General features: G+C 46.0%; 21 protein-coding genes. 9 read left to right on the plus strand and 12 right to left on the minus strand.

Annotated features, from left to right (window positions below; genetic code table 11):
• Window positions 1-107: 107 nt before the first annotated feature.
• The 9 genes from B5X68_RS00300 (at window position 108) to B5X68_RS28770 (ending at window position 7812) form a co-directional block, all read left to right on the plus strand.
• Window positions 108-1145 carry a nitrous oxide reductase accessory protein NosL gene (locus B5X68_RS00300; protein ID WP_082212690.1) on the plus strand — a complete coding sequence of 346 codons (1038 nt, stop codon included), beginning with the start codon at window positions 108-110 and terminating at the stop codon, window positions 1143-1145.
• A gap of 24 nt (window positions 1146-1169) precedes the next feature.
• Complete coding sequence (locus B5X68_RS00305) at window positions 1170-2417, plus strand: nitrous oxide reductase family maturation protein NosD (protein WP_212567968.1); 1248 nt, start codon at window positions 1170-1172, stop codon at window positions 2415-2417.
• On the plus strand, window positions 2414-3175 hold the full coding sequence (locus tag B5X68_RS00310) for an ABC transporter ATP-binding protein (protein ID WP_082212692.1): 762 nt from the start codon (window positions 2414-2416) through the stop codon (window positions 3173-3175). The genes B5X68_RS00305 and B5X68_RS00310 overlap by 4 nt, the downstream gene beginning before the upstream one ends.
• The gene (locus tag B5X68_RS00315; RefSeq protein ID WP_082212693.1) at window positions 3175-3942 is read left to right on the plus strand and encodes an ABC transporter permease; all 768 of its coding nucleotides are present in this window, start codon (window positions 3175-3177) and stop codon (window positions 3940-3942) included. Before B5X68_RS00310 ends, B5X68_RS00315 begins: the two co-directional genes overlap by 1 nt.
• A gap of 62 nt (window positions 3943-4004) precedes the next feature.
• Window positions 4005-4958 carry an iron-sulfur cluster repair di-iron protein gene (gene ric / locus B5X68_RS00320; RefSeq protein WP_082212694.1) on the plus strand — a complete coding sequence of 318 codons (954 nt, stop codon included), beginning with the start codon at window positions 4005-4007 and terminating at the stop codon, window positions 4956-4958.
• Between the two features lie 19 nt (window positions 4959-4977).
• Complete coding sequence (locus B5X68_RS00325) at window positions 4978-5811, plus strand: DUF2249 domain-containing protein (RefSeq protein WP_082212695.1); 834 nt, start codon at window positions 4978-4980, stop codon at window positions 5809-5811.
• Between the two features lie 5 nt (window positions 5812-5816).
• Window positions 5817-7097, plus strand: a complete 1281-nt coding sequence (locus tag B5X68_RS00330; protein WP_082212696.1) for a hypothetical protein — start codon at window positions 5817-5819, stop codon at window positions 7095-7097.
• A complete protein-coding gene (locus tag B5X68_RS00335) occupies window positions 7084-7398 on the plus strand; it encodes a metal-sulfur cluster assembly factor (protein ID WP_082212697.1) in 315 nt (104 codons plus the stop codon). The genes B5X68_RS00330 and B5X68_RS00335 overlap by 14 nt, the downstream gene beginning before the upstream one ends.
• A gap of 135 nt (window positions 7399-7533) precedes the next feature.
• Window positions 7534-7812, plus strand: coding sequence for a hypothetical protein (locus B5X68_RS28770; RefSeq protein ID WP_170916534.1), 279 nt, complete (start codon window positions 7534-7536; stop codon window positions 7810-7812).
• 152 nt (window positions 7813-7964) lie between these two features.
• Here the strand turns inward: B5X68_RS28770 and B5X68_RS00340 are convergent, their stop codons facing one another.
• From B5X68_RS00340 to B5X68_RS00395, 12 genes are all read right to left on the minus strand, one after another.
• Window positions 7965-8456, minus strand: coding sequence for a heme-binding domain-containing protein (locus B5X68_RS00340; protein WP_082212698.1), 492 nt, complete (start codon window positions 8454-8456; stop codon window positions 7965-7967).
• A 35-nt stretch (window positions 8457-8491) separates the two neighbouring features.
• On the minus strand, window positions 8492-9592 hold the full coding sequence (locus B5X68_RS00345; protein ID WP_082212699.1) for a VIT1/CCC1 transporter family protein: 1101 nt from the start codon (window positions 9590-9592) through the stop codon (window positions 8492-8494).
• 51 nt (window positions 9593-9643) lie between these two features.
• Entirely contained in the window at window positions 9644-10771 is a 1128-nt protein-coding gene (locus tag B5X68_RS00350; protein WP_082212700.1) for an efflux RND transporter periplasmic adaptor subunit, read from the minus strand.
• 9 nt (window positions 10772-10780) lie between these two features.
• Window positions 10781-15139, minus strand: a complete 4359-nt coding sequence (locus B5X68_RS00355; RefSeq protein ID WP_082212701.1) for a CusA/CzcA family heavy metal efflux RND transporter — start codon at window positions 15137-15139, stop codon at window positions 10781-10783.
• Window positions 15140-15180: 41 nt separating this feature from the next.
• Window positions 15181-15741: a YceI family protein gene (locus B5X68_RS00360; RefSeq protein WP_229208237.1), complete on the minus strand. Its 561-nt coding sequence runs from the start codon at window positions 15739-15741 to the stop codon at window positions 15181-15183.
• A complete protein-coding gene (locus B5X68_RS00365) occupies window positions 15731-16645 on the minus strand; it encodes a DUF5777 family beta-barrel protein (RefSeq protein ID WP_082212702.1) in 915 nt (304 codons plus the stop codon). Before B5X68_RS00365 ends, B5X68_RS00360 begins: the two co-directional genes overlap by 11 nt.
• Window positions 16645-17085: a Rieske 2Fe-2S domain-containing protein gene (locus tag B5X68_RS00370; RefSeq protein WP_082212703.1), complete on the minus strand. Its 441-nt coding sequence runs from the start codon at window positions 17083-17085 to the stop codon at window positions 16645-16647. Before B5X68_RS00370 ends, B5X68_RS00365 begins: the two co-directional genes overlap by 1 nt.
• A 94-nt stretch (window positions 17086-17179) precedes the next feature.
• Window positions 17180-18559, minus strand: coding sequence for a sensor histidine kinase (locus B5X68_RS00375; RefSeq protein WP_082212704.1), 1380 nt, complete (start codon window positions 18557-18559; stop codon window positions 17180-17182).
• On the minus strand, window positions 18556-19239 hold the full coding sequence (locus B5X68_RS00380) for a response regulator transcription factor (RefSeq protein ID WP_082212705.1): 684 nt from the start codon (window positions 19237-19239) through the stop codon (window positions 18556-18558). The genes B5X68_RS00375 and B5X68_RS00380 overlap by 4 nt, the downstream gene beginning before the upstream one ends.
• A gap of 183 nt (window positions 19240-19422) precedes the next feature.
• The gene (locus tag B5X68_RS00385; RefSeq protein ID WP_082212706.1) at window positions 19423-22083 is read right to left on the minus strand and encodes a cation-translocating P-type ATPase; all 2661 of its coding nucleotides are present in this window, start codon (window positions 22081-22083) and stop codon (window positions 19423-19425) included.
• A 14-nt stretch (window positions 22084-22097) separates the two neighbouring features.
• Window positions 22098-22658, minus strand: coding sequence for an NAD(P)H-dependent oxidoreductase (locus tag B5X68_RS00390; protein WP_082212707.1), 561 nt, complete (start codon window positions 22656-22658; stop codon window positions 22098-22100).
• A gap of 31 nt (window positions 22659-22689) precedes the next feature.
• Window positions 22690-23688 carry a 2-hydroxyacid dehydrogenase gene (locus B5X68_RS00395; protein ID WP_082212708.1) on the minus strand — a complete coding sequence of 333 codons (999 nt, stop codon included), beginning with the start codon at window positions 23686-23688 and terminating at the stop codon, window positions 22690-22692.
• Between the last annotated feature and the right edge of the window lie 252 nt (window positions 23689-23940).

Below are 23940 nucleotides of genomic sequence, written 5' to 3' on the forward strand. Positions count from 1 at the left end.
GCCCCGGAAGCGGCAGGACAAGTTTATTTAACATAAAACTTACAAGTTAATGTTAAATGATCCCGGGCTAAGGGGCTGCAATCAACTGAACATCAACCGCGGCAATTATGAAAAATAACAGTATGCTTGGCATTAACCGTCTGCTGCTCATCTTATGTGGCATTGCATTGTTACTCGTCAATTACTTTCCTATCTGGCTCATACAACTTACTGCACCCCAGTATCCGGAGGGTCTGGAACTATTAATTTATAGCGATAAGCTGGCGGGTAATGTGGATATCATCAATGGATTAAACCATTATATTGGTATGAAAACGCTGCATACCGATGATTTTGTCGAGTTCACTATCCTGCCCTATCTTATCATCTTTTTTGCGTTTGCATTTATCGGTGCCGGGATATGGGGAAAACGATTTGCTGGCTATACTGTACTGGGCCTGTTTGCTCTTTTCGGTATTCTTGCGATGGTCGATTTCTGGAAATGGGAGTATGATTACGGCCATAATTTGAACCCGGAAGCTGCCATTATTGTGCCCGGCATGTCCTACCAGCCACCGCTGATCGGTTTTAAGCAGTTATTAAACTTTGGCGCCTATTCCATCCCCGCAGTAGGTGGCTGGATATTTATCCTGGCAGGTATAGTAGCAGCCTGCTGCATGTTCCGTGAATGGCAGACCAGCAGAAGGAGAATTTCAGTAACAGCATCCAGCCGGCTCATGGTTACACTGGCCCTACTTTCTGTTGGAATTGCGGCAGCCCAGTCGTGCGGTGTCAAGGGAGCACAGCCAATTCAGATTGGCGTAGACGCTTGTAGCCACTGCAAAATGACGATCAGCGATGCTCGGTTCGGGTGCGAGCTTGTTACCAATAAAGGGAGGGCTTATAAATTCGATGATCTTAAATGCATGCTATCCTATCTGGAAGATGGTACCGTCAGCAAGACGGATGTAGAGGCTTTTTATCTTGCCGACTTTCATAACAACGGACAACTATTGGTGGCAAAAGACTTGTACATTCTACACAGCGAAGCCTTCCGGAGCCCCATGGGAGGAAATTTAGCGGGTTTTAAAACCCAGGCTGATCTTAGCCTGGCACAGGAAAAATTTCCTGGGACGCAACTAAAATGGGAGGAGCTTCTAAAATAATGTCGCCCGACAACCATGCCAAAAATGCTTAAAATTATAACCTTACTTGCCTGTCTCTGGCTGCTTGCCGCAACTGTGATGGAGCTCTCTGCCCGGACGATCCGGGTTGGAAAAACACAGTCTGTAACGAGCATCCGGCAGGCGATCCGCGTGGCGTTGGCAGGAGATACAATACTGGTCGACAAAGGATTATATCAGGAAGGGAATATCATCATCGACAAACCGCTGGTGTTGAAAGGCATAGAAACGCCGGTACTGAGCGGGCAGAAAAAATACGAGATCATATCGGTAAAATCCCCCCATGTTGTTATTGAGGGATTTGTGATAAAAGCATCGGGCCAGTCGTCCATGCAAGACATCGCCGGTATCCGGATTTACAACACCCATCATGTAAGTGTAACCGGGAATGTTCTGGAAGACAACTTTTTTGGAATTTACCTGCAGCAGTCAAAGCATTGCTTGATAAAAAATAACCGGCTCAAAGCGTATGGAAAAGCTGAGCATCTGATTGGCAACGGCATTCATAGCTGGAAAAGCGATAGCCTGACCATTTATGGCAACCACATTCAGGGTCATCGCGATGGCATGTATCTCGAATTTACAACCAACAGCAATGTAGAGCATAACACCAGCCACGGAAACCTGCGTTATGGGCTTCATTTCATGTTTGCCCACCATAACAACTACACGCACAACACATTTAGCAGCAATGGCGCCGGGGTGGCTGTGATGTACACCAATCATGTCAATATGAAAAGCAATAATTTCAAAGACAACTGGGGGGATTCGGCCTACGGTATTTTGTTAAAAGAAATCTCTGACAGCCATATTGAAGATAATCTATTTTCAGGCAACACAACCGCGATCTTTATGGAAGGCGCTTCCCGTATCCGCATTAATAACAATCGGTTCAACGCCAACGGCTGGGCTTTGAAAATACAGGCCAGCTGTATGGACAACCGTATCGAAAGGAACAATTTCCGGGCAAACACATTTGACGTTGCTACAAACAGTTCATTGGTACTCAACAACTTTGACAACAATTATTGGGACAAATATGAAGGATATGACCTGAACAAAGACGGAGTCGGAGATGTGCCTTACCGCCCCGTCAGCCTTTTTTCAATGATCGTCGAGCGGTATCCTCCGGCTATGATATTGTTCAGAAGTTTTATGGTAAGCCTGCTGGACCGTACAGAAAAAATGATCCCCGGCATGACACCTGAGCAGCTCAAAGATACCATGCCTGTTATGAAACCGCTGAACTTATGATCTCCCTACAAAATATATCCAAGCAATTTGGCAGATTTAAAGTGCTCACCGACGTTTCTTTTTCCTGCAACAAAGGCGAGTGTATTGCGCTCATCGGCCCTAACGGAAGCGGCAAAACAACCATCATCAAGTCGATACTTGGGATGGTAATTCCCGACAGTGGCACAATTACGTTTAGGGGCAAGAGCATAGCTAATGACTACAACTACCGCAGCGACATTGGTTACATGCCACAAATGGGCCGCTATCCCGAGAATATGAGCATCGGGCAAGTTCTTGGCATGATGAAGGACATTCGCAAAATACCGGAAAACCTTCTGGACGAAGACCTCATAAAATCATTTGGAATAAATAAGCTGCTCGACAAACGGATGGGGACATTATCTGGTGGAACACGCCAGAAAGTAAGTGCCTGCCTGGCCTTTATGTTCGGTTCGCAGGCGCTTATTATGGATGAACCTTCTGCCGGTCTGGATCCGGTCTCGTCAGAAATACTGCGGGAAAAAATCCTTATTGAAAAAGAAAAAAGCAAGCTGGTCATTATCACCTCCCACGTTCTGAGCGAGCTGGACGATCTGATCACCGAGGTGATCTACATGCAGGACGGCCGCATGCTGTTTCAAAAAAGTTTGCACGCGCTCCGAAAAGATACTGGGGAAGAAAAGCTCTCAAGGGCAATTGCCCGGGTGATGCGCCAACAAGACGAAAGTGACGGTTTGCAGGAGGCGAGAGTTAATACATCCGAATTAAGGAACTGATGAAGAAGCTTGTAAAATATATCATTGCAGACATCCTCCGCAGCCGGATCATGATCGCCTATACAGTGGTGCTGCTGGTGATTTCATTCTCCGTTTTCAGTATAGAAGACAATCCGGCCAAAGGGATTCTCAGCCTTTTGAACATCATCCTGTTTATCGTTCCACTGGTCAGCATTATATTTTCTACTATCTATATATACAACAGCAACGAATTTATAGAATTGCTGGTGAGCCAGCCGCTTCAAAGAAAATCAATATGGCTGAGCATGTTCACCGGACTGGCCGTTTCGCTGAGCCTGGCATTTTTTGCCGGGGCCGGTATCGTAATCCTGCTCTATGCCTGGTCGATGACAGGCGCGATCATGCTTGGTTGTGGCGTATTGCTTTCCATTGTGTTTGCAGCCATTGCCATGCTGGCCTCAGTCAAAATTAGGGACAAAGCAAAAGGTATTGGTACCGCAATATTGCTATGGCTTTATTTTTCGATGCTATTTGATACCCTTGTCTTGTTCTTACTTTTCCAATTTTCTGACTACCCCATTGAAAAAGGAATGATTGCACTTTCGTTCCTGAATCCGATCGACCTGAGCAGAGTGCTCATTCTACTTAGAATTGATGTATCGGCCATGATGGGTTACACCGGAGCTGTTTTCCAAAGCTTTTTCGGTAGTGAAGTTGGTATGGTGATCGCCCTGGCAATTATGATGACTTGGATCGCTGTACCATTGAGTATTTCCACCATCAGGTTCAACAACAAAGACTTATGAGGTTTCAATAGCCTTGCAGTTAATTACCCCAAATAGATAATATACACTTTAATTAAAAAACAATGGAAACGATTCAAACCATAGATGTAACTGTTATAGAACCACGCCTTAAACATTCCACGATTTTCCAGCATTTTGATATATTGAATCCGGGCGAGACATTTATTATTTTTAATGACCACGATCCAAAACCGCTGTATTATCAGCTGCTTGGTGAGAGAGGTGATATTTTCACCTGGAGTTATCTGCAAGAAGGCCCAAAACACTGGCAGGTTAAAATCACAAAAAAAGGATCGCTGCCTGCGGATGAAACCGTCGGGCAAATTGCTTCAAAAGACATTCGCAAAGCAGAAGCCTTCAAAAAGTTGGGAATAGATTTCTGCTGCGGCGGTAAAAGGACACTAAAACAGGCGATGCATGCCGCCAACATCAGCGAGAAGCAATTGGAAGCCGCCCTGGCAGATACTGCTCAGCTGCCAGCCGCTCAGCAGCCCTTGAATTTTGCAGCGTGGCAACCCGGTTTTCTGGCCGACTATATCACCAATGTACATCATAACTATATCCGCGAAAACGGCCCTGTGATTGAAGGGCTTGCCAACAAAGTAGCCGACCGCCACGGGGACCGCCAACCGGAACTCTATGCACTTTCAGAGCAGGTACAATTACTTCTTGCAGATCTTTACCAGCATTTAGACAAAGAAGAAAACATTTTGTTTCCGGCAATAAAACATCTGGCTTCTGCTATAAATACCGGAGAAATAGGCGACAACACTGTGGTTGCTTCTGCGATAGCGCTTATGGAGCAGGAACACGAATCAGCTGGAGAGGATCTGCGGAGCCTGCGGAAAATAACCAATCAGTATCAGCTGCCGCAGGGCGCATGTAATTCGTACACCTATCTTTTTGAAAAACTAAAAGAATTTGAAAACGATTTATTTAACCATATCCATTTGGAAAACAATATTCTGTTTCCAAAAGCCCTGCAAATGCAGCAGCTGACTGGCACTGGGGTATAAATCTCAAACGGACAATATCATGGTCACAATCACAAATCATACCAAGCTATCGGAGATTATCCTGGCTAATTCTGACAGCATTGACGCAATAGCTGCAATTGCAAAGCCATTGGAAAAGCTTAAAAATCCGCTACTTAGAAAGTTAATGGCTTCACGCATTACATTGTCAGAAGCTGCGCATATAAGTGGTTGTGACCTTGATATGTTCATGCAGGCATTAATACCGCTGGGGTTCAGCTTTGATCAAGAGGGCGCTGCCAACGAAAAAGAAGAAATCGAAAAAAAACCGCAGTGGCTGCTTACTATTCCAGACGACAAAATTTCCGATTTTGACGTTCGTCCGGTTATGGATTCCGGTGACGATCCGCTTAAAGCGATTGTGAAAGAATTCGGCGCGATCACAGACGGCGAAGTCCTGTGTATCATCAACTCATTTGTCCCCTATCCACTGATCAGCCTGCTTGCTGGCAAGTCGCTCACATTCACGGCACAGATCGGCCCCTCAGAACATCACACCTGGTTTCTGAAACGCTTTTGTGAGGTAAACCCTTCTGTCGAAAAAACCCTTGGCAAAGCGCTAATCATGGATGACGAAACGTCCTTTGCGGCCGCGCTGGCAAACTTCCCCGAACCCGCGGTGAAACGCATCGACGTAAGGCATCTTCTGATGCCCGCTCCCATGCAGACAATTCTTGATGCCCTGACCGGCCTCGGCGATAGCGATGCGCTGTATGTATATCACAAAAAGGTGCCGGTTTACCTGTTGGAAGAACTCAATGAGACGCAGTTTGCCGTACATGTTCTTAACCTGGCGGAAGGTGACGTGCGGCTTTTGATTTATAAAAACGGCTGAGAGAAATGAACGACATTCACATCGGGAAAGCGCCTCCGGCCTGGATCGTGCTGCCTTTCTACGCAACAGGTGCCGTCTTTTTTCTGGTGCTGACTATACTGTTATTCTTGTCAGCAGAGGATTTGACCCGGCATTATTTCAGCCCGCATCTGCTGGCTGTTGTCCATACGGCTGCATTGGGCTGGGGCACGATGATCATCTTCGGTGCTGCGTACGAGCTTCTGCCTGTTTTCTGCGAGCGCGATCTGTACAGCAAACGCCTTGCTATCCTTTCGTACATTCTGCTTACTGCGGGTATCGCACATCTGATTCCGGCTTTCTGGTGGTTCAAGGCAGGAGGGCTTATGATCACCGGCGGCTCACTGGTATTTATGGCAACCTTCTGCTATGTATTAAACGTACTGTTTACCGCACAAAGCACTAACAATCATTTGATCCATCAAAGATTTTTGACCAGTTCGGCGCTCTGGCTGCTGGTAACAGTTACATTAGGGCTTTGCCTGGCTGTTAACCTAAGGTATCCTTTCATGAGCCGAAATCACCTTGATGTCATGAAACTTCATGCACATGCCGGACTTGCGGGGTGGTTTTTGCAGCTTATCACAGGTGTCAGCGTCAAGCTCGTGCCGATGTTTTTAATTTCCAAACCCGGGAAAACCAAATGGGTGCAGGCTGCATGGATATTACAGAATACAGGTTTGATCCTGTTTCTTTTTGATAACCACCTCAACAACAATGCAGGCCGGGATATGCTTTACGCTTTTGTCTGCGGCCTGGGCATCATCGCCTGGCTTTACTTCCTGTATGATGTGTTTAGAAACAGGCTCCGAAAACGAATAGATTTACCAATGAAACACACGCTGGTATCCTTCATTTTTCTGATTGCCGCACTTATGACCATCCCGGTTGCACATCACAGTATTAGCGCGAAATGGACATTGATATACGGATTGTTATTGCTATTGGGCTGGATCACTTCCATCATTCTTGGACAAACCTTTAAAACGCTGCCCTTTATTGTCTGGAATGAGCATTACAAAAAACTAACAGGCAGGAGCTCAGTACCGCTTCCCAGTGATCTATATAATTTACGGATTCTCAAATGCCAGTTTTACATATATTTATTTGCTCTCGCAAGTCTGGTTGCGGGCATGATCGTCAATAATTTACTCATCATAAGATTGGCTTCGATTCTGTGGATATTGCTTGCAGGACTATATGCTGCCAACATCGTTAAGATAATGTTTCATCAACCAAATACCACCAACGAAAATGGAGCACGATAGTATCTATTACGGACAGGCCATAGAGGCGCTGAGAGGCGTTATTGACCCAGAACTCTTTGTTAATATTATCGATTTAGGTCTGGTGTATAATATTGATTTCTCGGAGCCGGAAACAATTAAAATCAAAATGACACTTTCTACACCTCACTGTCCATTAGGTGAGGCAATCACTAACGGAGTTGAAAATGTATTGCAAGATCAGTTTCCGCAAAGAAAACCGATTGTAATTCTGATATGGGATCCCCAGTGGAGCTTTGAAATGGTGACAGAGAGTGGCAAACAGCAACTAGGCATTAATTAGGTCATCAGTCGGCTTATTCCTATCCAAAACGTTGAAAAGCAAATTGGTTAAGAAAGGGACGTAAAATTAGGCTGCCCCAGCTCGCGGACATCCGTCAACTTTGGAAGATGGCTGCGGAAAAACTGCTAAAAATGCATGGCTTCGATCAATGTGCTGCTGATGGACCGCGGATATTTGTATGTTGGGTTATACCCCATTACCACAGCAGATCGGCTTGCAAATTCAAATTATGCGAATTACCAACAGCTGGTCAAAGCCGAAAAAATGCGGTTTTCCAATGGTGAAAGCTCATTATTTTTGATCAATAGTCGGGAAAACAAAGCCTTGGAGGCTCGCCAAAAGCTCATCGACCTCAAAGCGAAGTATTTTCAAAATTGCTTACGCCCTTCAATGAAGTGCCGGATTGCTGATTAAGACGTCACCTCCATAACCTGATATAGCGCCTTTTAGCAGCCAGGACACCCGGGATCTCTTAAACAATACTCTCCTATGGCAGGTTTTCTTAAAAAACTGAAGTATTTTTTGCTCTCTTATATCAGGTGTTAGTAACGCATTCTAAGTTACAGTCACCTTCCCTCTATTTTCAGACTGTCGACAGGATATTCACTTTGTAGCATCGTCATTTGCTGGCGGGCCCAACTGGTTAGTACCTGTCGCTGGTGATCAGATAGATTTGCCTCCTTATGCAATCCAAAAAACGTATACGATTTTAGCGGCATTTCCTTTTCTTGGATCATTTTAATGATCTCATCGAATTTATGGTTTTGAACGGCTACTGGAAGTTTGGTGAATGTAGAGAAGTTAAGCTCTCTTTTTCCTTCCTGCACGTGATTGTCCAAAAACCAGGCAACCGGCTGAACATTGACATACCATGGGTAGGCCGTTTTATTACTATGACAGTCGTTGCAAGCAACTCTAAGTAATTCTTTCACTTCACCCGAAACCGGATATTTCATTGTAATGCTGTGCGTCTGATCATCGGACAGGTTTTTCTCAGGTCTGATAAATTGGATGATGACCAGGGCAACTACCACACCAATCAAGATTCTCTTAAACATGATTGCAATTTGTTATAGTGAAGAATGGAAGCTACTTAACCAGCTACTGAAACACCAATTAGTTTTCCAATGCCAAAAGTGATCGCAGCGGCTGAAAGCCCAAAAAGAACTTGTCTGAACCCTGAAAACCAAACACTTTTACCCGTGAACAAAGTAATGGCTGCGCCAATCAGAAATAAGCCAACCGCACTAAAAACCGTGCTTGCCAGAATCGCCAGCGTTCCGCTTAAAAAGAAAAACGGTATTACCGGGATGATTGCGCCCACAGAAAACAGCAGAAATGAAGTGATGGCCGCTTCCATGGCAGAGCCTTTCAAATCTTCCACATTGATACCGAGCTCTTCCTTGATCAGGATTGCTATTGCATTGTCCTTGTTTGACATGATATCCTGGGCCATTTTTCTGGCCTGTTTCTGTGGGATTCCTTTGGCCTGATAAATAAGTGCTATTTCCCTTTCTTCGCCTTCAGGATTGGTTTCAAGCTCATCCATTTCCAACTGCATTTGATTTTCACTGAGCTCCTGTGAGCTTTTGACCGAAATCCATTCTCCCAAAGCCATCGATAAAGCTCCTGCAAGCAGGCCTGCAAGTCCAGTTAGCAGGATTTCTTTCTGCCCGATCGCTGCACCTGCAATGCCCATCACCAGGCTAAAATTTGAAACCAACCCGTCGTTTCCACCCAGTACCGCTGCTCGCAGCGCATTGCCACCCACAGATCGGTGTCTTTTCTCGAACCGTGTAAGCGTTGAACCGGAAACTTCTGGATGATTGTCCAGTATACTCTTCAATATCGCCACGTGCGCCGTATCTGAAATTGAACTGATCGACTTGTGTTTATTTCTGGAATTAACAACAGAAGCAGAAATGCCCTTTTCCGTATCCAGCATGACACCCAGAATGTAATCGTAGCCAAAAACTTTTCCAATCAATTTCAGGGTCTTTGCTCTGCTAGAAGGGCCGGGCAACTTGGACAAATGCAGCTCATGCTTAGCCATGAATGCCAATGCGTGCCCATGCTCTATCTCGCTCATCTGCCGAAAAACACTGGCCACATTTTCATCATCCTCGTTATCAGCAAGGATCCCATAAAGAAAGCTTGCATCAATTTCGGTTTGAATGTTTTTAAGATTTACCATGATCAGGATGACTTGTTAGTTTGGTTTTAATGCGGGCTTATTTCATCTGCCTTACTCTTCCGATTTATTCTTCAAAGACATTAAAAGCGAATAAGCACCTTTAACAACACATAATTGATTTTCCAGCTGTTCGCCAACAATTTCAGTAAAGCCGTTTTCAGATGTTCCGGATTTTACTTGTTTCATTTCAAAGCTGTTTTTCCCTTTTGCAGTAAAGATAAACTGCTTGTCCTCATAACTAACAATGGCATCATCGGGCAGTACCAGCACGAAGCGGCTGTCGAGCTGAATGTCACCATTCATGAACATACCAGGAAGGAGCCCGGGCTCGTATTTTTCAAAATGCGAATGTACTTCGGCGGTCCGTTCCGGCGATAAATCCTTGCTGACCAGAATAATTTCGCATGGATATTTTTTGTCAGGCGCATTGTTGGTGTAGGCCATGATCTGCTGGCCGATTTTGATCTTGTCCAGATCTTTTTCAAACACTTTTAGCGCCAGGTGGATGTCCGTGGGATTGATCAATTCAAAAAGCACATCGGTCGGAGAGACATACCGGCCAATGTTGACATTGACTTTGGAAACATACCCATTGATAGGAGAATGAATGCTGACGCTTCTTGAAATATTATCTTTTGTCAGTTTCTCGGGAATGATACCGGCCAGTTTTAACTTTTCATATAACGATTTCATCATCACCTGCTGGCCCTGGTAATCCGATTCGGCCTGCTGAAAGATCTTATCACTGCTCGATTTATTCTTATTGAGATCTTTTTGGCGCAAATAATCATTTTCCAGGTAGGCTACACGCGCTTGTCCGGTCAGGTAATCCTGCTGCAAATGAATGTACTGCTGGTCTTCCATCACCGCCAGGACCTCCCCTCTTTTCACCCTTGTTCCTGGCAATAGCTTTGTGGTTTTAAGGTACCCACCCAAGGGTACGCTGATGGAAACAATGTTTTGGGGCGGCACATCAATTTTTCCATTCAGTTTCAAAACAGAGGAGATCTGCTTTTTCTCTGGTAAAGCCGTGACAATCCCCGCATTCTGGATCTGCTTTTCGCTCAGCGATGCAACGTTGGTTGCTGTTGCGTCTGCTGTTGTTTCCGGTTCTTTTTCAGCCTTTTTTGAGCAAGAAACAAAAAGGCCAAGAAGCACACTATATATCAGATATTTCATCTTACCATATTAATTTTGAAGGTAAAAATCGAGCTCGATTGCCTTGCTGTTCAGCTTCATCACCGCATCCAGATACTGGCTTCGGACGGAAGTGGCGTGGTTGATCAGCTGGGCCCATTGCAGGTAATTAATGCTACCGCCCGCCAGTTGCTGGTTTGCCGTTGAAGTGATCAGATCAGCGTTTTTGAGGCCCGAATTTTCATAGTAACGCACTGTTGTCAGCAGCTTGCGATATGCTGCTAATGCAGACAGATATTGCGATTGAAGGACCTGCAAGTCAGCCTGATAACCCTGTTTGCTGATGTCGTGACTGATCCGGGCACTGTTGATGCGGGCCTTCTGAGCGCCGGCAAAAATCGGAATGCCTAAGCCCAGCTGCGCCGATTGAAACCTTTGGGAAGCATTGTAGGACTTATCGTCGGCGCCCATGCCCCGCATGCTCATGTTGTTATAACCCAAATTCAGCTGTGGCAAGAGCTTAGCCTTTTCCACATCGATACCCGCTGCCGCAATCTGTTGCTGCTGCATCAGTAATCGCATTTGAGGATGGTTACTAGCATGAATTGAATCTGAAATAACAGCTGGAATGTATAACTTATCAGTCGGCTCGGGCTCCGGGTTGCCGCCTGTATTGAGCAGAAGCTGAAATTGGAGCCTGGACAAACTTAGATCTGATTCCAGCTGCTGGGATTGCATTTGAATTTCTGCGAGCTGGGTTTCCGCCGTTGTTTTTTCAAGCACATCACTCTCCCCTTTCTCAAACCGCTGCTGCGCCCGCTTGTAAAAGCCCGTGTAAAGACTGTCGAGCGAAATCAGTAAGGCTTCTTTCTGCTTTTGGTACAAAAACAAATAAAATACCTGTGCGACGTTTCTCTTCAATTCACTTTCCCTTACCGCCACGTTGAGAACACTGGCCGAAAGCTCACGCTGTAAAAGCGTTTTTTGCCTGGCATAAACTACTGGCAGACTCAGTGACTGTGTAATATTAAACCGCGTATCCGTATAAAAACTATTGATCTGGCCAGCCTCGATCTGAATTCCGGTTTGTGGCAATACTACCGCCGTTTTGATCAGCGATTTCTGATATTCCGCTCTAAGCCTTTCTGTTTTCAGGTTCTGATTGTTTGCCAAAGCAATGTTTGTGGCCGTTTTCAAGTCCACTTTATTTTGGGCAAAACAATTGATACTACCCAGCAAGATCAAAGCAGGAATAAACCACGAAGCCAGGTTTGACACGCGCCTGTGTCTGAACTTAAAACCATTTTCAAAAAAGAGATATAGAACGGGAAGTACGAAAAGCGTTAGAAAAGTAGCGACCAGCAATCCGCCGATCACAACAGTAGCGAGTGGCCGCTGCACTTCTGCACCTGCGCCATTGCTAATTGCCATCGGAAAGAACCCCAGTGACGCTACAAAAGCGGTCATCAATACAGGCCGGAGCCGATGCTGCGTTCCTTCCAGGACCGCTTGTTTAATGTCTTTTTGTTCTTCTTTTCTGATCCGGTTGAATTCGGCTACCAGCACAATGCCATTTAAAACCGCCACGCCAAAAAGCGCTATGAAACCAATTCCGGCGCTGATGCTGAACGGCATACCGCGTATTGCCAGAAAAAATATGCCGCCAATCGCAGACAGTGGTATGGCCGAATAAATCAATAATCCATCCTTCACTGACTTGAAGGCAAAAAACAAAAGCACAAAAATAAGGACTAACGAAACCGGCACCGCGATCATAAGCCGCTGCTTGGCCACATTCAGGTTTTCAAAAGAGCCGCCGTAGGTGATATAATACCCAGTCGGAAGTTTCAAGTTCTGATTCACTGTCATTTGCAGCTCTTTTACAATGGTTTGCACGTCCCGGCCGGCTATATTGAAGCCAACTACAATGCGTCTTTTTGCATCTTCCCGCTGGATCTGGTTGGGGCCATTCCGGATCTTTACTTCGGCTAACTGATATAATGCAATCTGCCCTCCATCAGCAGCAGCAACCAGCAGGTTACGGATATCTTCCAGGTTTTTCTTGCGTTCGCCGCTAAGCCTGACCACAAGATCGAAGCGCTTTTCACCTTCGAAGACCATTCCAGCACTTTGCCCTGCCAGTGCTGCGTTAACGGTTTTGTTAACTGCCGAAATATCCAGCCCGTATTGTGCCAGCGCATTGCGGTTGTAGCGGATTGTGATCTGCGGCATACCTGAGACTGCTTCTACGTATAAATTTCTGGTTCCTTCCACACGGCTGGCCAGCGCGCCAAGTTTTTTGGCATATAGCGCCAGCGTATCCAGGTCTTCCCCGAAAATTTTACAGACCACATCCTGACGCGCGCCGGTCATTAGTTCGTTAAAACGCATTTGAACGGGAAACTGGAACCCGGCCGTGATGCCCGGAACTTCCTTGAGAGCCTCTCCCATCTTTTCAGACAGTTCCGGGAATGTTTTGGCAGACGTCCAGTCTTTTTTGTCTTTTAAAATCACCATCATATCACTGGCCTCCATGGGCATCGGATCGGTAGGGACTTCACCACTCCCGATTTTGGTAACCACTTTTAAAACTTCCGGAAACTGTGTTTTTAAAATATGCGCTGCCTTCTGCGTGTTTTCAATCGTTGTTGTCAGGCTGCTACCGGTGAGCACACGAGTATCCACGGCAAAATCACCTTCTTCTAGTGCCGGGATAAATTCTCCACCCAACGTGGTCAACACGTAAACAGCGGATGCAAAAAGGATCAGCACAGAGAGCAGGATCATTTTTGGGTGCCGGATGACGCCTTCCAGGCCATAACGGTATTTGCTGGCTAGCTTGTCCATAACCCGGTCGGACCATCCGGGTTGGGTTTTTACTTTTTTGCTTAGAAAAACCGCGCTCATCATCGGAATGTAGGTCAGTGACAGAATGAATGCGCCTAGCAATGCAAATGCAACAGTTTGCGCCATAGGCTTGAACATTTTGCCCTCAATTCCTTCCAGCGTGAAAATAGGCAGATACACAATCAGGATGATGACCTGGCCAAAAACTGCGCTGTTCATCATCCGATCAGCGGATTCATTCACTTCGTCGTCCATTTGTTGCTGACTGATCCGGGCCAGCCCCGCGAACTTTTTATTACGGGTGATCTGATGCATGACCGCTTCCACGATAATGACCGCGCCATCCACGATTAACCCAAAATCCAGCGCGCCCAGGCTCATCAGATTTCCGCTCACGCCAAATGTGTTCATCATAATAACGGCAAACAGCATTGCAAGCGGGATCACAGAAGCTACCAGCAAACCCGCCCGCACATTTCCTAAGAATAGCACAAGCACAAAAACCACGATCAATGCGCCTTCCAGCAGGTTTTTCTCAACGGTCCCAATGGCATTGTTAACCATCTTTGTCCTGTCCAGAAACGGCTCGATAACCAAACCCTCAGGCAGCGTCTTGCGGATCTGGTCAACCCGCTCCTTCACATTCTTAATTACTTCACTGCTGTTAGCACCTTTCAGCATCATGACCACCGCACCGGAAACTTCCCCCTTGTCATTGTAGGTCATTGCGCCGTACCGCGTTGCATAACTTGTTTTTACATTGGCCACGTCCCTGATAAACAAAGGTTGGCCGTCTGCAAGTGATTTGACGGATATGTTCTTGATGTCTTCCAGGTTTTCCACCAGGCCTTCACTACGGATATAAAGCACAGTTGGGCCCTTTTCAATGTAGGCCCCTCCGGTATTTTGATTGTTGTTCTCTAATGCCGTAAAGACGTCATTGATCGTAATCCCATAGGATAAAAGTTTTTGCGGGTCAATTTCGATGGAAAATTGTTTGAGCTTTCCACCGAAGCTGCTTACTTCCGCAACGCCTATAACGCCCAGTAACTGCCTGCGCACAATCCAATCCTGAATTGTACGCAGATCGGTTGCATTGTACCGATGTTCATAGCCTTCTTTTGGCCGGACCACATATTGATAAATCTCTCCCAGTCCCGTACTGATAGGCCCTAATTCCGGCGTACCGATTCCCTTTGGGATTTCATTCTGCACTTTCAAAAGACGCTCAGAAACCTGCTGCCTGGCCCAATAGATGTCCACATTGTCCTGAAAAACAATTGTGACGAGCGATAATCCAAACCGTGAAAAGCTGCGGATTTCCTTTAAACCAGAGATGTTGCTATTGGCCTGCTCAATGGGGAAAGTTACCAGCCTTTCAATATCGGTAGCGCCAAAGGAAGGTGCAATGGTAATCACCTGCACCTGATTATCGGTTATATCCGGTACGGCATCAATCGGCAGCCGGGTTAGCTCATAGCTTCCGTAGCCAATTAATGCCAATACAAACAAGCCCACAATGAGCTTGTTACCGACAGAGAACGCGATGATTTTATTGAGCATAATAATTCATTTCGAACCTATTTTCAGAGTTAAATTCCGCATCAGGGTTTTTTTGGCACCAATACAAACTTGTTTTTAACGGCAATGGCTTCTGCGATCTTGGTAATAACCAGGGTTGGCACCTCTATTTTATGGTCGGCCAGTTTTATATCGAAATCCGACGTGAGCGTGATTTGTCTTCCATTAATTACCATCTGACCTTTCAGGCTACGATTTTGCTTTATGCCGTGCATGTCCAGCACGCCATCCGCATGGACAGGATATGTTCCGTCTTTGCCATAGTCAATGGGTTCCATGATTTTTCCGGCAAATACAGCGGCGGGATACTTCTCTGTTTCCATGTAATTTTCATTGAAGTGTTCTTCCATGAGTTTATTGGGGAAATGAAAACTTCGCTGCTGCATTTTGATAGCAATCTCACCATTGGCCGTATTAAGGATTACCAAAACCTGTTTGTTGACTGCGACAATATTTTCTAGCGGCGTTTCCGAGAAAAAGCTGGTTTCGCCTGTCTTGGTCATATACAATTGTCCGTAACAGGCGATGGCGACAAACTGACTGATCATCAGCACCAGCATTAATTTAAATGTTTTAGTATCCACTGGTTTTGCCTTTTTTGCTCTTGTCAAAACTGAATGTTCTCGATACATTGAAGCCGTAAAAAATATCCCCGCTACTCCATTTGCCTGTTGTTTGTCCGATAAACTGTTTTTCGATCATACCTCTTGAATTGGTCAGGTGAAGCTGGAATACGTGGCCGCCGGTTTCGATATCAAAGCCCAGCGAAAGTGTGTTGGTGAACCTTGGATCTCTCTGGGGCGTGCCTGCAAAGGTTTTCGGGGTGTACCAGTATTCGACATTGAATGAGGTCCGTTTGGTTAGTTTGTAGCGCCCGCCCATTGCTAATGCGTACAGGTTGTTTGCATCGGTCTGGTTCTCAGCCAAATTGCGGTGCATAACGGTGGGCGTCAATTGCAAAGAAAGTTTCTCGCTGAATTTCCTTGCGATCAAAACCTGAAAAGTGTAGGTCTGGCGCTGGGCGATTGTGTAGAAGGGAAGGTCCGTTGATGACGTGCTGGAATTATTGGCATCGCTGGCAAATAGCGTAACGGATACGGGCATATTCCGATAGCCCGACGACTGTCTTAGCAATCGGTATTTGGCAAATACATCAATCGTTTTCTGGTAACTGCTTCTGCCGATCCCCACCATTAAGCGATCTGTTAACCCATATTCCAAAGCCAGCCTGATCTGTGATTCGTCCAGGCCGAAGAAATTATTTGCTCCCGAATTAACTGCGCCGAACCGGTGGGAAATGATAAAGTCCATATTGCTTTTCCCGACCGTTTCCACCGAATGTCCGTTGATGATGCGCGTGCCTTTGAAAGTGGCAGCGCTGTAAGTTGCTACGGAATCCTGGACCTTGTCCAGTTCTTTCAGCAGGTCGTCTTGTGCAAAGGCGCATGAGCTGATCATGGCCATCGCAATCGCTAAACTAATTTTCATCAGGCAGTAATGGTTAAAATGTTCTCTGCCAGACTTGCGGTGTATGTCCTGATTCCCTTTTTCCCTTCACTGTTCAGTCCTTTTCCGGCATTATCATATTTGGCCCCATGTGCGGTGCAGTAAAAATGATCGGTCTGGTAAGTAATCTCGTTTTTCCCCTCGTGGCTGCATGTAAGGGTTGCAGCAATGTATGCGCCGGTGTTGCTTCGGGCGATCACCACACCATCCTTAATCACATATCCTCCATTGGTTTTCAGGGCAGCATTGGCCTGATCTGTTAGATCCAATGTCAGGTTAGTTGGCTGGGGGCTTACCCGATCGTTGGTGCAGGATTGCAGATGGCCTGCAAAATAAACCGCTGCCAGCGCTGAACCGGCAAAGCCCAGTTGTCTCAAAAAATCGTGGCGGTTGATATTGGCATCATTTTTCTCAAAACTCATAAGATGTATTGTTTAAAATTGCTTTTGTCTCAAAGACTATTCAAAAGTAAACCTGCCGTTCTTAGGGTATTCTCAAGGAAATCTTAAGGTTTGCTTAAGATTCAAAAATCAGCTTGGCCTTCGTTCCTGCACCGGGCTGGCTTTCAATTTCGAACTGAATCGCCAACAGTTCACACATTCTTTTTACAATCGAAAGTCCCAGGCCGTTTCCTGTGATGTGTGGGTGCTGTAAAGGATTTGAGCGGTAAAAGGGTTCTTGAAGTTTCGGGATCTCATCGGCGGCTATGCCAATTCCTTTATCGATAACAGTATAAGTGATTTCGGAATTTAGCTTGTTGATCCCAATTCGAATGCTTTCGTTAGGATCGGAATATTTAATGGCATTGGAAATCAGGTTTTCAATAATTATTTCCACCATGTACGGATCACTATAAACGTCGTACTGATCACCTATTTCGAGCTCAACGGAAAGTCCTTTATTAAGAATATGATCTTGCTGCCTTTGGAGGATCATAGCTGTCAATTCGGCAAGGTCAGTGCTCCGGCTGTCTAGCGCTTTTTTCTGGCTTTCAAACCTGGCCAAAAGCAGCAATTGATCAACCAAATAGCTGATCCTGTCAATCTCTGTGATACAATAAGCTGCCTTCTCGACATACTCCTGCGCGGACCGCGGTTTACGGATCAAAACTTCCAGCGTTCCTTTGATAACTGCAAGAGGCGTTCTTAACTCGTGAGATGCGTCGGAGGTAAATTGCTTTTCACGCTCTACGGCATTTGCTATTCGGTCCAGCAGATCATTGATAGTAACCACTAATCTGCCAAGCTCGTCTTTACCCAGCGGCAATGGTATTCGGGCAGTCAGGTTTTCATTGGTGATCTTGCTGGCGGTATCAATCACGCTCAATACGGGTTGAATACTTTTGCCTGCAATGAACCTTGTCACAAAAAACAACACCAGGAGAACAATAGGAAAAGCGATCAGCAACACATTTTTCAGCGTGTCCAAAACCCGCTCTGACTCAGCAATAGGGATAGCAACGACCAGATACCCCGCGAGTTTGTCCTTTTCTTTCAATGCCACCTGGATCTGGGCAATGGATAGCCCTTTTAGTTTGCTCCGGAAAAATACCTTGTCTTTTTTGGAAAGATCCGTGCTCAACGCATCCTGTTTCAGATTGGGGGATTTTTCAATGGCAATACCGTTTTGATCCGTAATCTGCACAAATACCGGATTCACTTCCAGCTCTCTATGCTCTCTTTCAAACCATTCGGCTTTGTCAGCAATGTAAGGCGCCCCATCTTTTACGCCCACTTCGTAAAAATGCTTGTCGGCTTCAAAAATGATATCTTTTTGCAAACCATTGAAAACTGCCAGGCTTACCACATAGTAGATCACAAAAAATATGACCGTCACCAAAAGTGCGGTGCTCAGCGTAAAGTCGGCAGCAATTTTATTTTTGTAGGAAGTAATCATGATGTGGGCTGGCCGATCTCTTTTGCAATGTAGCCCATGCCCCGGACAGTCTGAATATAATCTTCTTCTTTGGCCAATTTAAGCTTTTTTCTCAACGAATTGATATACACATCAATCACGCCGGTGTTATACTCAAAATGAATGTCCCAGACACTTTCAATAATCCGGGTTCTCCGGCACACCTTACCCTTATTACGCAACAGAAATTCAAGCAATCCAAATTCCTTTTGGGTGAGCTTTATTTCTTCATCCCCTTTAAACACCTGGTGAGAGTGCGTGTCAATGCGAATGGGCCCGAGCGTGAATTCGGCCTGCTCACCCGTGGCAGGACGCAGCTGCACTTTGATCCTTTCCAGAAGCTCGTCAAAACTGAACGGCTTCTTAATGTAATCATTGGCGCCAGCCTGCAGCCCAAAAATAGTGTCCTGCACCGTGTCACGGGCGGTGAGAAAGATCACCGGCGTCTTTGCAAAACGTTTTCTAAATTCCCGACAGATCTCCACGCCGCTTTTGCCAGGAAGCATCCAGTCCACAAGTAGCAGGTCATAATTGCCAGAAAGTGCCATATCCAGGCCTACCGTCCCTTCACAGGCCGTATCCACTGCATATGATTCTTCTTCTAAGCCTTGTCTGAGAAAGTTCAGAATACCTTTTTCATCTTCTATTATCAGGATTCTCATAGGTCTTACTTTTCGGATTGTGCTGTATGAAGGCCGAATTCGTAATTGCCAACGCCAATTGCTAAGTAACTATCTCTGACCTATAAAGACTCTTAAAGTTTTCTTAAGATATTCTTAAAATATCTTTTTACCGCATATATAGGATCTCCTGTAAAGAACCAATGTGATTGTTGTGCCCTGAACTTACAAGTAAGATGAGATCATACGTGCTGACTGGGAGAGTAGGAGCGGTAGTATGGCCCCTATCAGTACTAGTATAAAAGATTGTATGTCGAGCGTATGCAGGGAAAGTACTTGTTTCAGCAATGGAATAAAATAGGTACTCAGCAGGATCAGAATGCACAAACCTTGCGCCTGCCAGATGAACTTGTTGCGGGTAATTTCATTGTAAAAAAAACTGCCTTTACTAGAATAAAGATTAAACACGTGCAGTAACTGGGCCAATGACAATGTATAAAAAGTCACCGTATTGCCTTCCATCTGGTTCAGTCCCAGCTGACTGGTTCCATACCAGAAAACACCAAGGACACAGACAGTTATCACCAGTGCATAATAAACAATCCTGCGCCAGTCTTTCATTTCAAGGACGGGCTTCTTGGGATCTCTTGGTGGCGAATGCATGAGCTTGTTATTTTCTTTTCCAACACCGAGCGCAAGCGCAGGAAATACGTCGGTAATGATGTTGATAAATAGGATTTGCAGTGGCAGCAATGGGTTACCGACGCCCAGAAAGCCTGCAAAGGTTACCACGAAAATCTCGCTCATGTTACAGGAAAGCAGGAAAACGATGAATTTTCGTATGTTCTCAAATATCACTCTCCCCTGCCCGATCGCTTTCACGATGGAGCTGAAAGAATCGTCTTTCAAGATCATATCGGCCGCTTCTGCGGCTACGGCCGTACCACGCAGTCCCATCGCAATGCCAATATCTGATTTCTTCAATGCTGGCGCATCGTTTACACCGTCACCAGTCATGCCGACAATGTCTCCACGTTTTTGGTAAAAATCAATCATGTCCAGTTTCTGAGCCGGATTGACCCGCGCAAAAACCTGGCATCTCAGGATTTTATCCCGATCTGTTTCGGATGAAAAATCAAATGCTTGAAGGTCTTTCCCGGTCAGAACAAGTTGCTCATCGGGCCCGACCAGCTCGACCTGTCTGGCAATGTTCAATGAAGTAGCAGGATGATCCCCTGTTACCATAATCACTTTGATACCGGCATTACTGCAAGCCTGCAGGGCTGGTGTAACTTCTGTAAGCGGCGGGTCCAGAAAGCCGATTAGCCCCAGGTAAGCGAGCTTTTCTTCTCTTGTAAAATCCTCAGCAGGTATTTGCCCTGATTCGCGGTAAGCAAAGGCAAGTGTACGAAGTCCCTGGGCTGCCATAAGTTCCGAAATTGCAAGGTCCTCTTGTCTTTTACTATCGCTTTCCCAATGGCAAAGCTCACATACTTCCTCGACGGCTCCTTTCACAGAAACATAGTATGTACCTTCCGACTCGTGCAGTGTCCCCATAATGCGCGTGTCCGAACTGAACGCCTGCTCTGCCTTTCTGATGTATTTCGAACTAAAAGCGTGCAGATCAATGCCCGCGCCCTCAGCGAAACGTAGCAGCGCAATTTCCACCGGATCGCCGATCTGCTTACTATCGGGCTCCCCCGAATTCAGCTGCGCATTGTTAGCCAATGCCCCTACCCGCGCCAGCAGTTCAAATTCCTTTGAGCTGGAAAGGTTTAAATCCTCGCCAGCCAGTTCCATCTCTTCTCTTCCATTTTTTCCTGGGCGCAGGGTAACCAACAAATCACCTGCCGGAAAATGCAGTTGCTGTACTTCGATCTTGTTCTGGGTCAGTGTGCCGGTTTTATCTGTAAAAATCACATTAGTGCCGCCGAGCGTTTCCACCGCCGAAAGTCTTTTTACGATCACCTTCTTTTCAGCAAGTCTGAGCATCCCGTATGCAAGTGCGACGGTTGCCACAACCGACATTCCTTCCGGTATCGCGGCAATGGCCAGCGCAACCGCAGTTTCTATTAGCTGCTTGGTCTGCTCTCCCCGCAGCAAGCCTACTACCAAAAACAGCATCGCCAAACCAATAGTGATCCAGATCAGTACTTTGGCCAGCGAATCGAGTTTAGCTTCAAGCGGTGTCGCAGTGCGTTTTGCCTGGTGCACCATGGTCGCGATTTTGCCCAATTCCGTCGCCTGACCAATGCCGGTAACGATGGCTTTGGCATTCCCGCTAGTTACAGCTGTACCTTTAAACAACCGGTTGTGCTGGTCACCCAGTGGCGCATCAGCAGCCGAGGGTTCAACACGTTTTGCCGATGGGAGCGATTCGCCCGTTAAAGCAGATTCATCCACTTCAAGTTGGTTGGACTGCACGATGTTGGCGTCCGCTGGCACCAGATCCCCGGCTTCCAGCACGAGTATATCCCCTTCGGTGACGTTTTCAGAATGTATCTCCATGATTAGCCCGTCCCTTTGAACCCGGGCCGGCGTCGTATCCAGCTTGCGAAGCGCTTCCATGGATTCGCGCGCGTTGTATTCGAGTATGAATCCGGTTGCCGCATTGATGACAATAACAGCCAGGACGGCAAAGCCTTCGACGGTGTCCCCCATTAAAAATGAGACTACCGATGCTGTTGCCAGTATCCACACAATCAAGCTGTTGATTTGCCGGAGCAGTATCGCCCAGAGGCTCTCAGGCTTCTCGCGGCTCAGCTCATTGCGTCCCAAACGCTGATTCCTGGATTCGGCTTCGGCACTGGAAAGACCCTTTTCAATGTCCGTTTGAAGGGTCTGGGCCAATTGCTGCGGACTGACTTCTTGAAAGGTTTTGGTCATATGTTTTAAAAGGGCTAGTCTGCGGCTATATCCTTGATAATCTTACTGCGTTTTTCTTCGTCCAGATATTTGACCCTGCCAATGCGGGTAACCTTTACAGGTTTGATCCCGCAAAATTCCAGTGTTGCTTTCTTGATGGCTTTGATATCACTGTTGGAGTATTGCCACCATAACCAGATCGCCGGTGCGTCCGAGGTAGTAATAACGTGAGCTGACCTTTTGCCCAGGAATTTGTCCCAGAATGGATCTTTTTCATGGTATTTAAAACCAAATCCTGGCAGTAATGCCCTGTCTAAAAGACCTTTGAAAATTGCCGGGACCGAGCCCCACCAGACGGGGTATATGATCACCCATTTTTGGCACCACAAGATATTCTCCTGCGTCTGCTGCAAATCCGGTTCGAGCTGCTGAATAACGGAATACCCTTTCCACAGAACCGGGTCAAACTGCATTTCACCTATATTCTGTCTGCGGACCTGATGCCCGGCCAGTAGCATTTTTTGCTCATAAGCATCCGCCAGCCGTCCATTGAAACTATTTTTGTCGGGGTGAGCTAGCAAAATGTAGATATTCATGAAATATAATGTTTAATGATTGACAGCCTGTTTACACCAAAACAATAGAATTATTCTCTGGCTTCTGCCCGCAAGCAAGGTCATTGATGCTCTTCAAAGTAATCTGAGCTATTTCCGAGAGTGCTTCCTGAGTAAAAAATGCCTGATGCGCGGTGATCAAAACATTGGGAAAACTAATCAGGCGCTGGATCACATCATCATCGATTATGCTGCCTGAAAGATCCCTGAAAAACAGCTTTTCTTCCTGTTCGTAAACGTCAATCCCCAGATAAGCTACCCGCTTGCTTTTCAGCGCTTCAATTATGTCAGCAGTATTAATCAGCCCGCCGCGGCTGGTGTTGATCAATGCGACGCCGGTTCTCATGGTGGCTATCGTCTTTTCATTAATTATATAATGGGTATCCTCATTAAGGGGGCAGTGCAGGGAGATGATATCACTACTTACCAGCACGTCCTCCAATGCTGTGTACACGACGCCCGAACTTTCAAGCTCTTTATTTGGGTACAAATCGTAAGCCTTAACTTTGCAGCCAAAACCCAGCATAATCCGGCAGAAAGCGCCTCCAATTTTACCGGTCCCAATTACGCCAACCGTTTTTCCATACAAGTTAAAACCCATTAACCCATTCAATGAAAAGTCCTGCTCGCGTACCCTGTTATAGGCTTTATGTGTTTTTCTGTTCAAGGTCAAAAGCATCGCCACCGTATGTTCGGCGACAGCCTGAGGCGAGTATTCAGGCACACGGCACACCCGGATGCCATGAGCACGCGCGGCATCAAGATCCACATTGTTAAAGCCAGCACACCGTAGCGCAATGATCTTCACCCCTTTCTTGGCCAAAATCGAAATTACTTCCGCATTGACTTTATCATTGACGAAGACACAAACCGCCTGCTGGTCCTGAACTGTGTTTACAATGTGTGGGCCGAGATGGGTTTCAAGATACTCTATTTCGAATCCATAATCTTCATTATACAGGTCAAAAAACTGCTTATCATAAGGTTTAGCAGAAAAAAACAGGATCTTCATCAGCTTGGGTCGTTTCAATTATTCATTTCTTTGTTCATTCGTAATACAGATCGCTTCAAATAAAAAAGAGATTATTAAGGTATATTTTGACAAGCATCTTGCCGAAGTTTCGTGGCACTTTTCGCACAACCTAAATTCATCTAATACAATCAAAAATGCAAAAGTCAAAGTCGATTGCGCGTATCGTCGGGCCTACCCTGATTGTAATGGTATCATCAGAAATGAAATTTTGGAATCCGACCCTATATGACT

The sequence above is a fragment of the Dyadobacter psychrophilus genome (assembly GCF_900167945.1).
GTDB classification, from domain to species: Bacteria; Bacteroidota; Bacteroidia; order Cytophagales; family Spirosomataceae; genus Dyadobacter; species Dyadobacter psychrophilus.

What these genes read in the sequence shown, in the direction of transcription:
- B5X68_RS00370 (WP_082212703.1), bottom strand. Translation starts at nt 17,085, where the DNA reads ATGAGTTTTGAGAAAAATGATGCCAATATCAACCGCCACGATTTTTTG.
- B5X68_RS00310 (WP_082212692.1), top strand. Translation starts at nt 2,414, where the DNA reads ATGATCTCCCTACAAAATATATCCAAGCAATTTGGCAGATTTAAAGTG.
- B5X68_RS00375 (WP_082212704.1), bottom strand. Translation starts at nt 18,559, where the DNA reads ATGATTACTTCCTACAAAAATAAAATTGCTGCCGACTTTACGCTGAGC.
- B5X68_RS00365 (WP_082212702.1), bottom strand. Translation starts at nt 16,645, where the DNA reads ATGAAAATTAGTTTAGCGATTGCGATGGCCATGATCAGCTCATGCGCC.
- B5X68_RS00380 (WP_082212705.1), bottom strand. Translation starts at nt 19,239, where the DNA reads ATGAGAATCCTGATAATAGAAGATGAAAAAGGTATTCTGAACTTTCTC.
- B5X68_RS00340 (WP_082212698.1), bottom strand. Translation starts at nt 8,456, where the DNA reads ATGTTTAAGAGAATCTTGATTGGTGTGGTAGTTGCCCTGGTCATCATC.
- B5X68_RS00345 (WP_082212699.1), bottom strand. Translation starts at nt 9,592, where the DNA reads ATGGTAAATCTTAAAAACATTCAAACCGAAATTGATGCAAGCTTTCTT.
- B5X68_RS00315 (WP_082212693.1), top strand. Translation starts at nt 3,175, where the DNA reads ATGAAGAAGCTTGTAAAATATATCATTGCAGACATCCTCCGCAGCCGG.
- B5X68_RS00350 (WP_082212700.1), bottom strand. Translation starts at nt 10,771, where the DNA reads ATGAAATATCTGATATATAGTGTGCTTCTTGGCCTTTTTGTTTCTTGC.
- B5X68_RS28770 (WP_170916534.1), top strand. Translation starts at nt 7,534, where the DNA reads ATGGCTTCGATCAATGTGCTGCTGATGGACCGCGGATATTTGTATGTT.
- B5X68_RS00325 (WP_082212695.1), top strand. Translation starts at nt 4,978, where the DNA reads ATGGTCACAATCACAAATCATACCAAGCTATCGGAGATTATCCTGGCT.
- B5X68_RS00355 (WP_082212701.1), bottom strand. Translation starts at nt 15,139, where the DNA reads ATGCTCAATAAAATCATCGCGTTCTCTGTCGGTAACAAGCTCATTGTG.
- B5X68_RS00300 (WP_082212690.1), top strand. Translation starts at nt 108, where the DNA reads ATGAAAAATAACAGTATGCTTGGCATTAACCGTCTGCTGCTCATCTTA.
- ric (WP_082212694.1), top strand. Translation starts at nt 4,005, where the DNA reads ATGGAAACGATTCAAACCATAGATGTAACTGTTATAGAACCACGCCTT.
- B5X68_RS00330 (WP_082212696.1), top strand. Translation starts at nt 5,817, where the DNA reads ATGAACGACATTCACATCGGGAAAGCGCCTCCGGCCTGGATCGTGCTG.
- B5X68_RS00335 (WP_082212697.1), top strand. Translation starts at nt 7,084, where the DNA reads ATGGAGCACGATAGTATCTATTACGGACAGGCCATAGAGGCGCTGAGA.
- B5X68_RS00395 (WP_082212708.1), bottom strand. Translation starts at nt 23,688, where the DNA reads ATGAAGATCCTGTTTTTTTCTGCTAAACCTTATGATAAGCAGTTTTTT.
- B5X68_RS00390 (WP_082212707.1), bottom strand. Translation starts at nt 22,658, where the DNA reads ATGAATATCTACATTTTGCTAGCTCACCCCGACAAAAATAGTTTCAAT.
- B5X68_RS00385 (WP_082212706.1), bottom strand. Translation starts at nt 22,083, where the DNA reads ATGACCAAAACCTTTCAAGAAGTCAGTCCGCAGCAATTGGCCCAGACC.
- B5X68_RS00305 (WP_212567968.1), top strand. Translation starts at nt 1,170, where the DNA reads ATGCTTAAAATTATAACCTTACTTGCCTGTCTCTGGCTGCTTGCCGCA.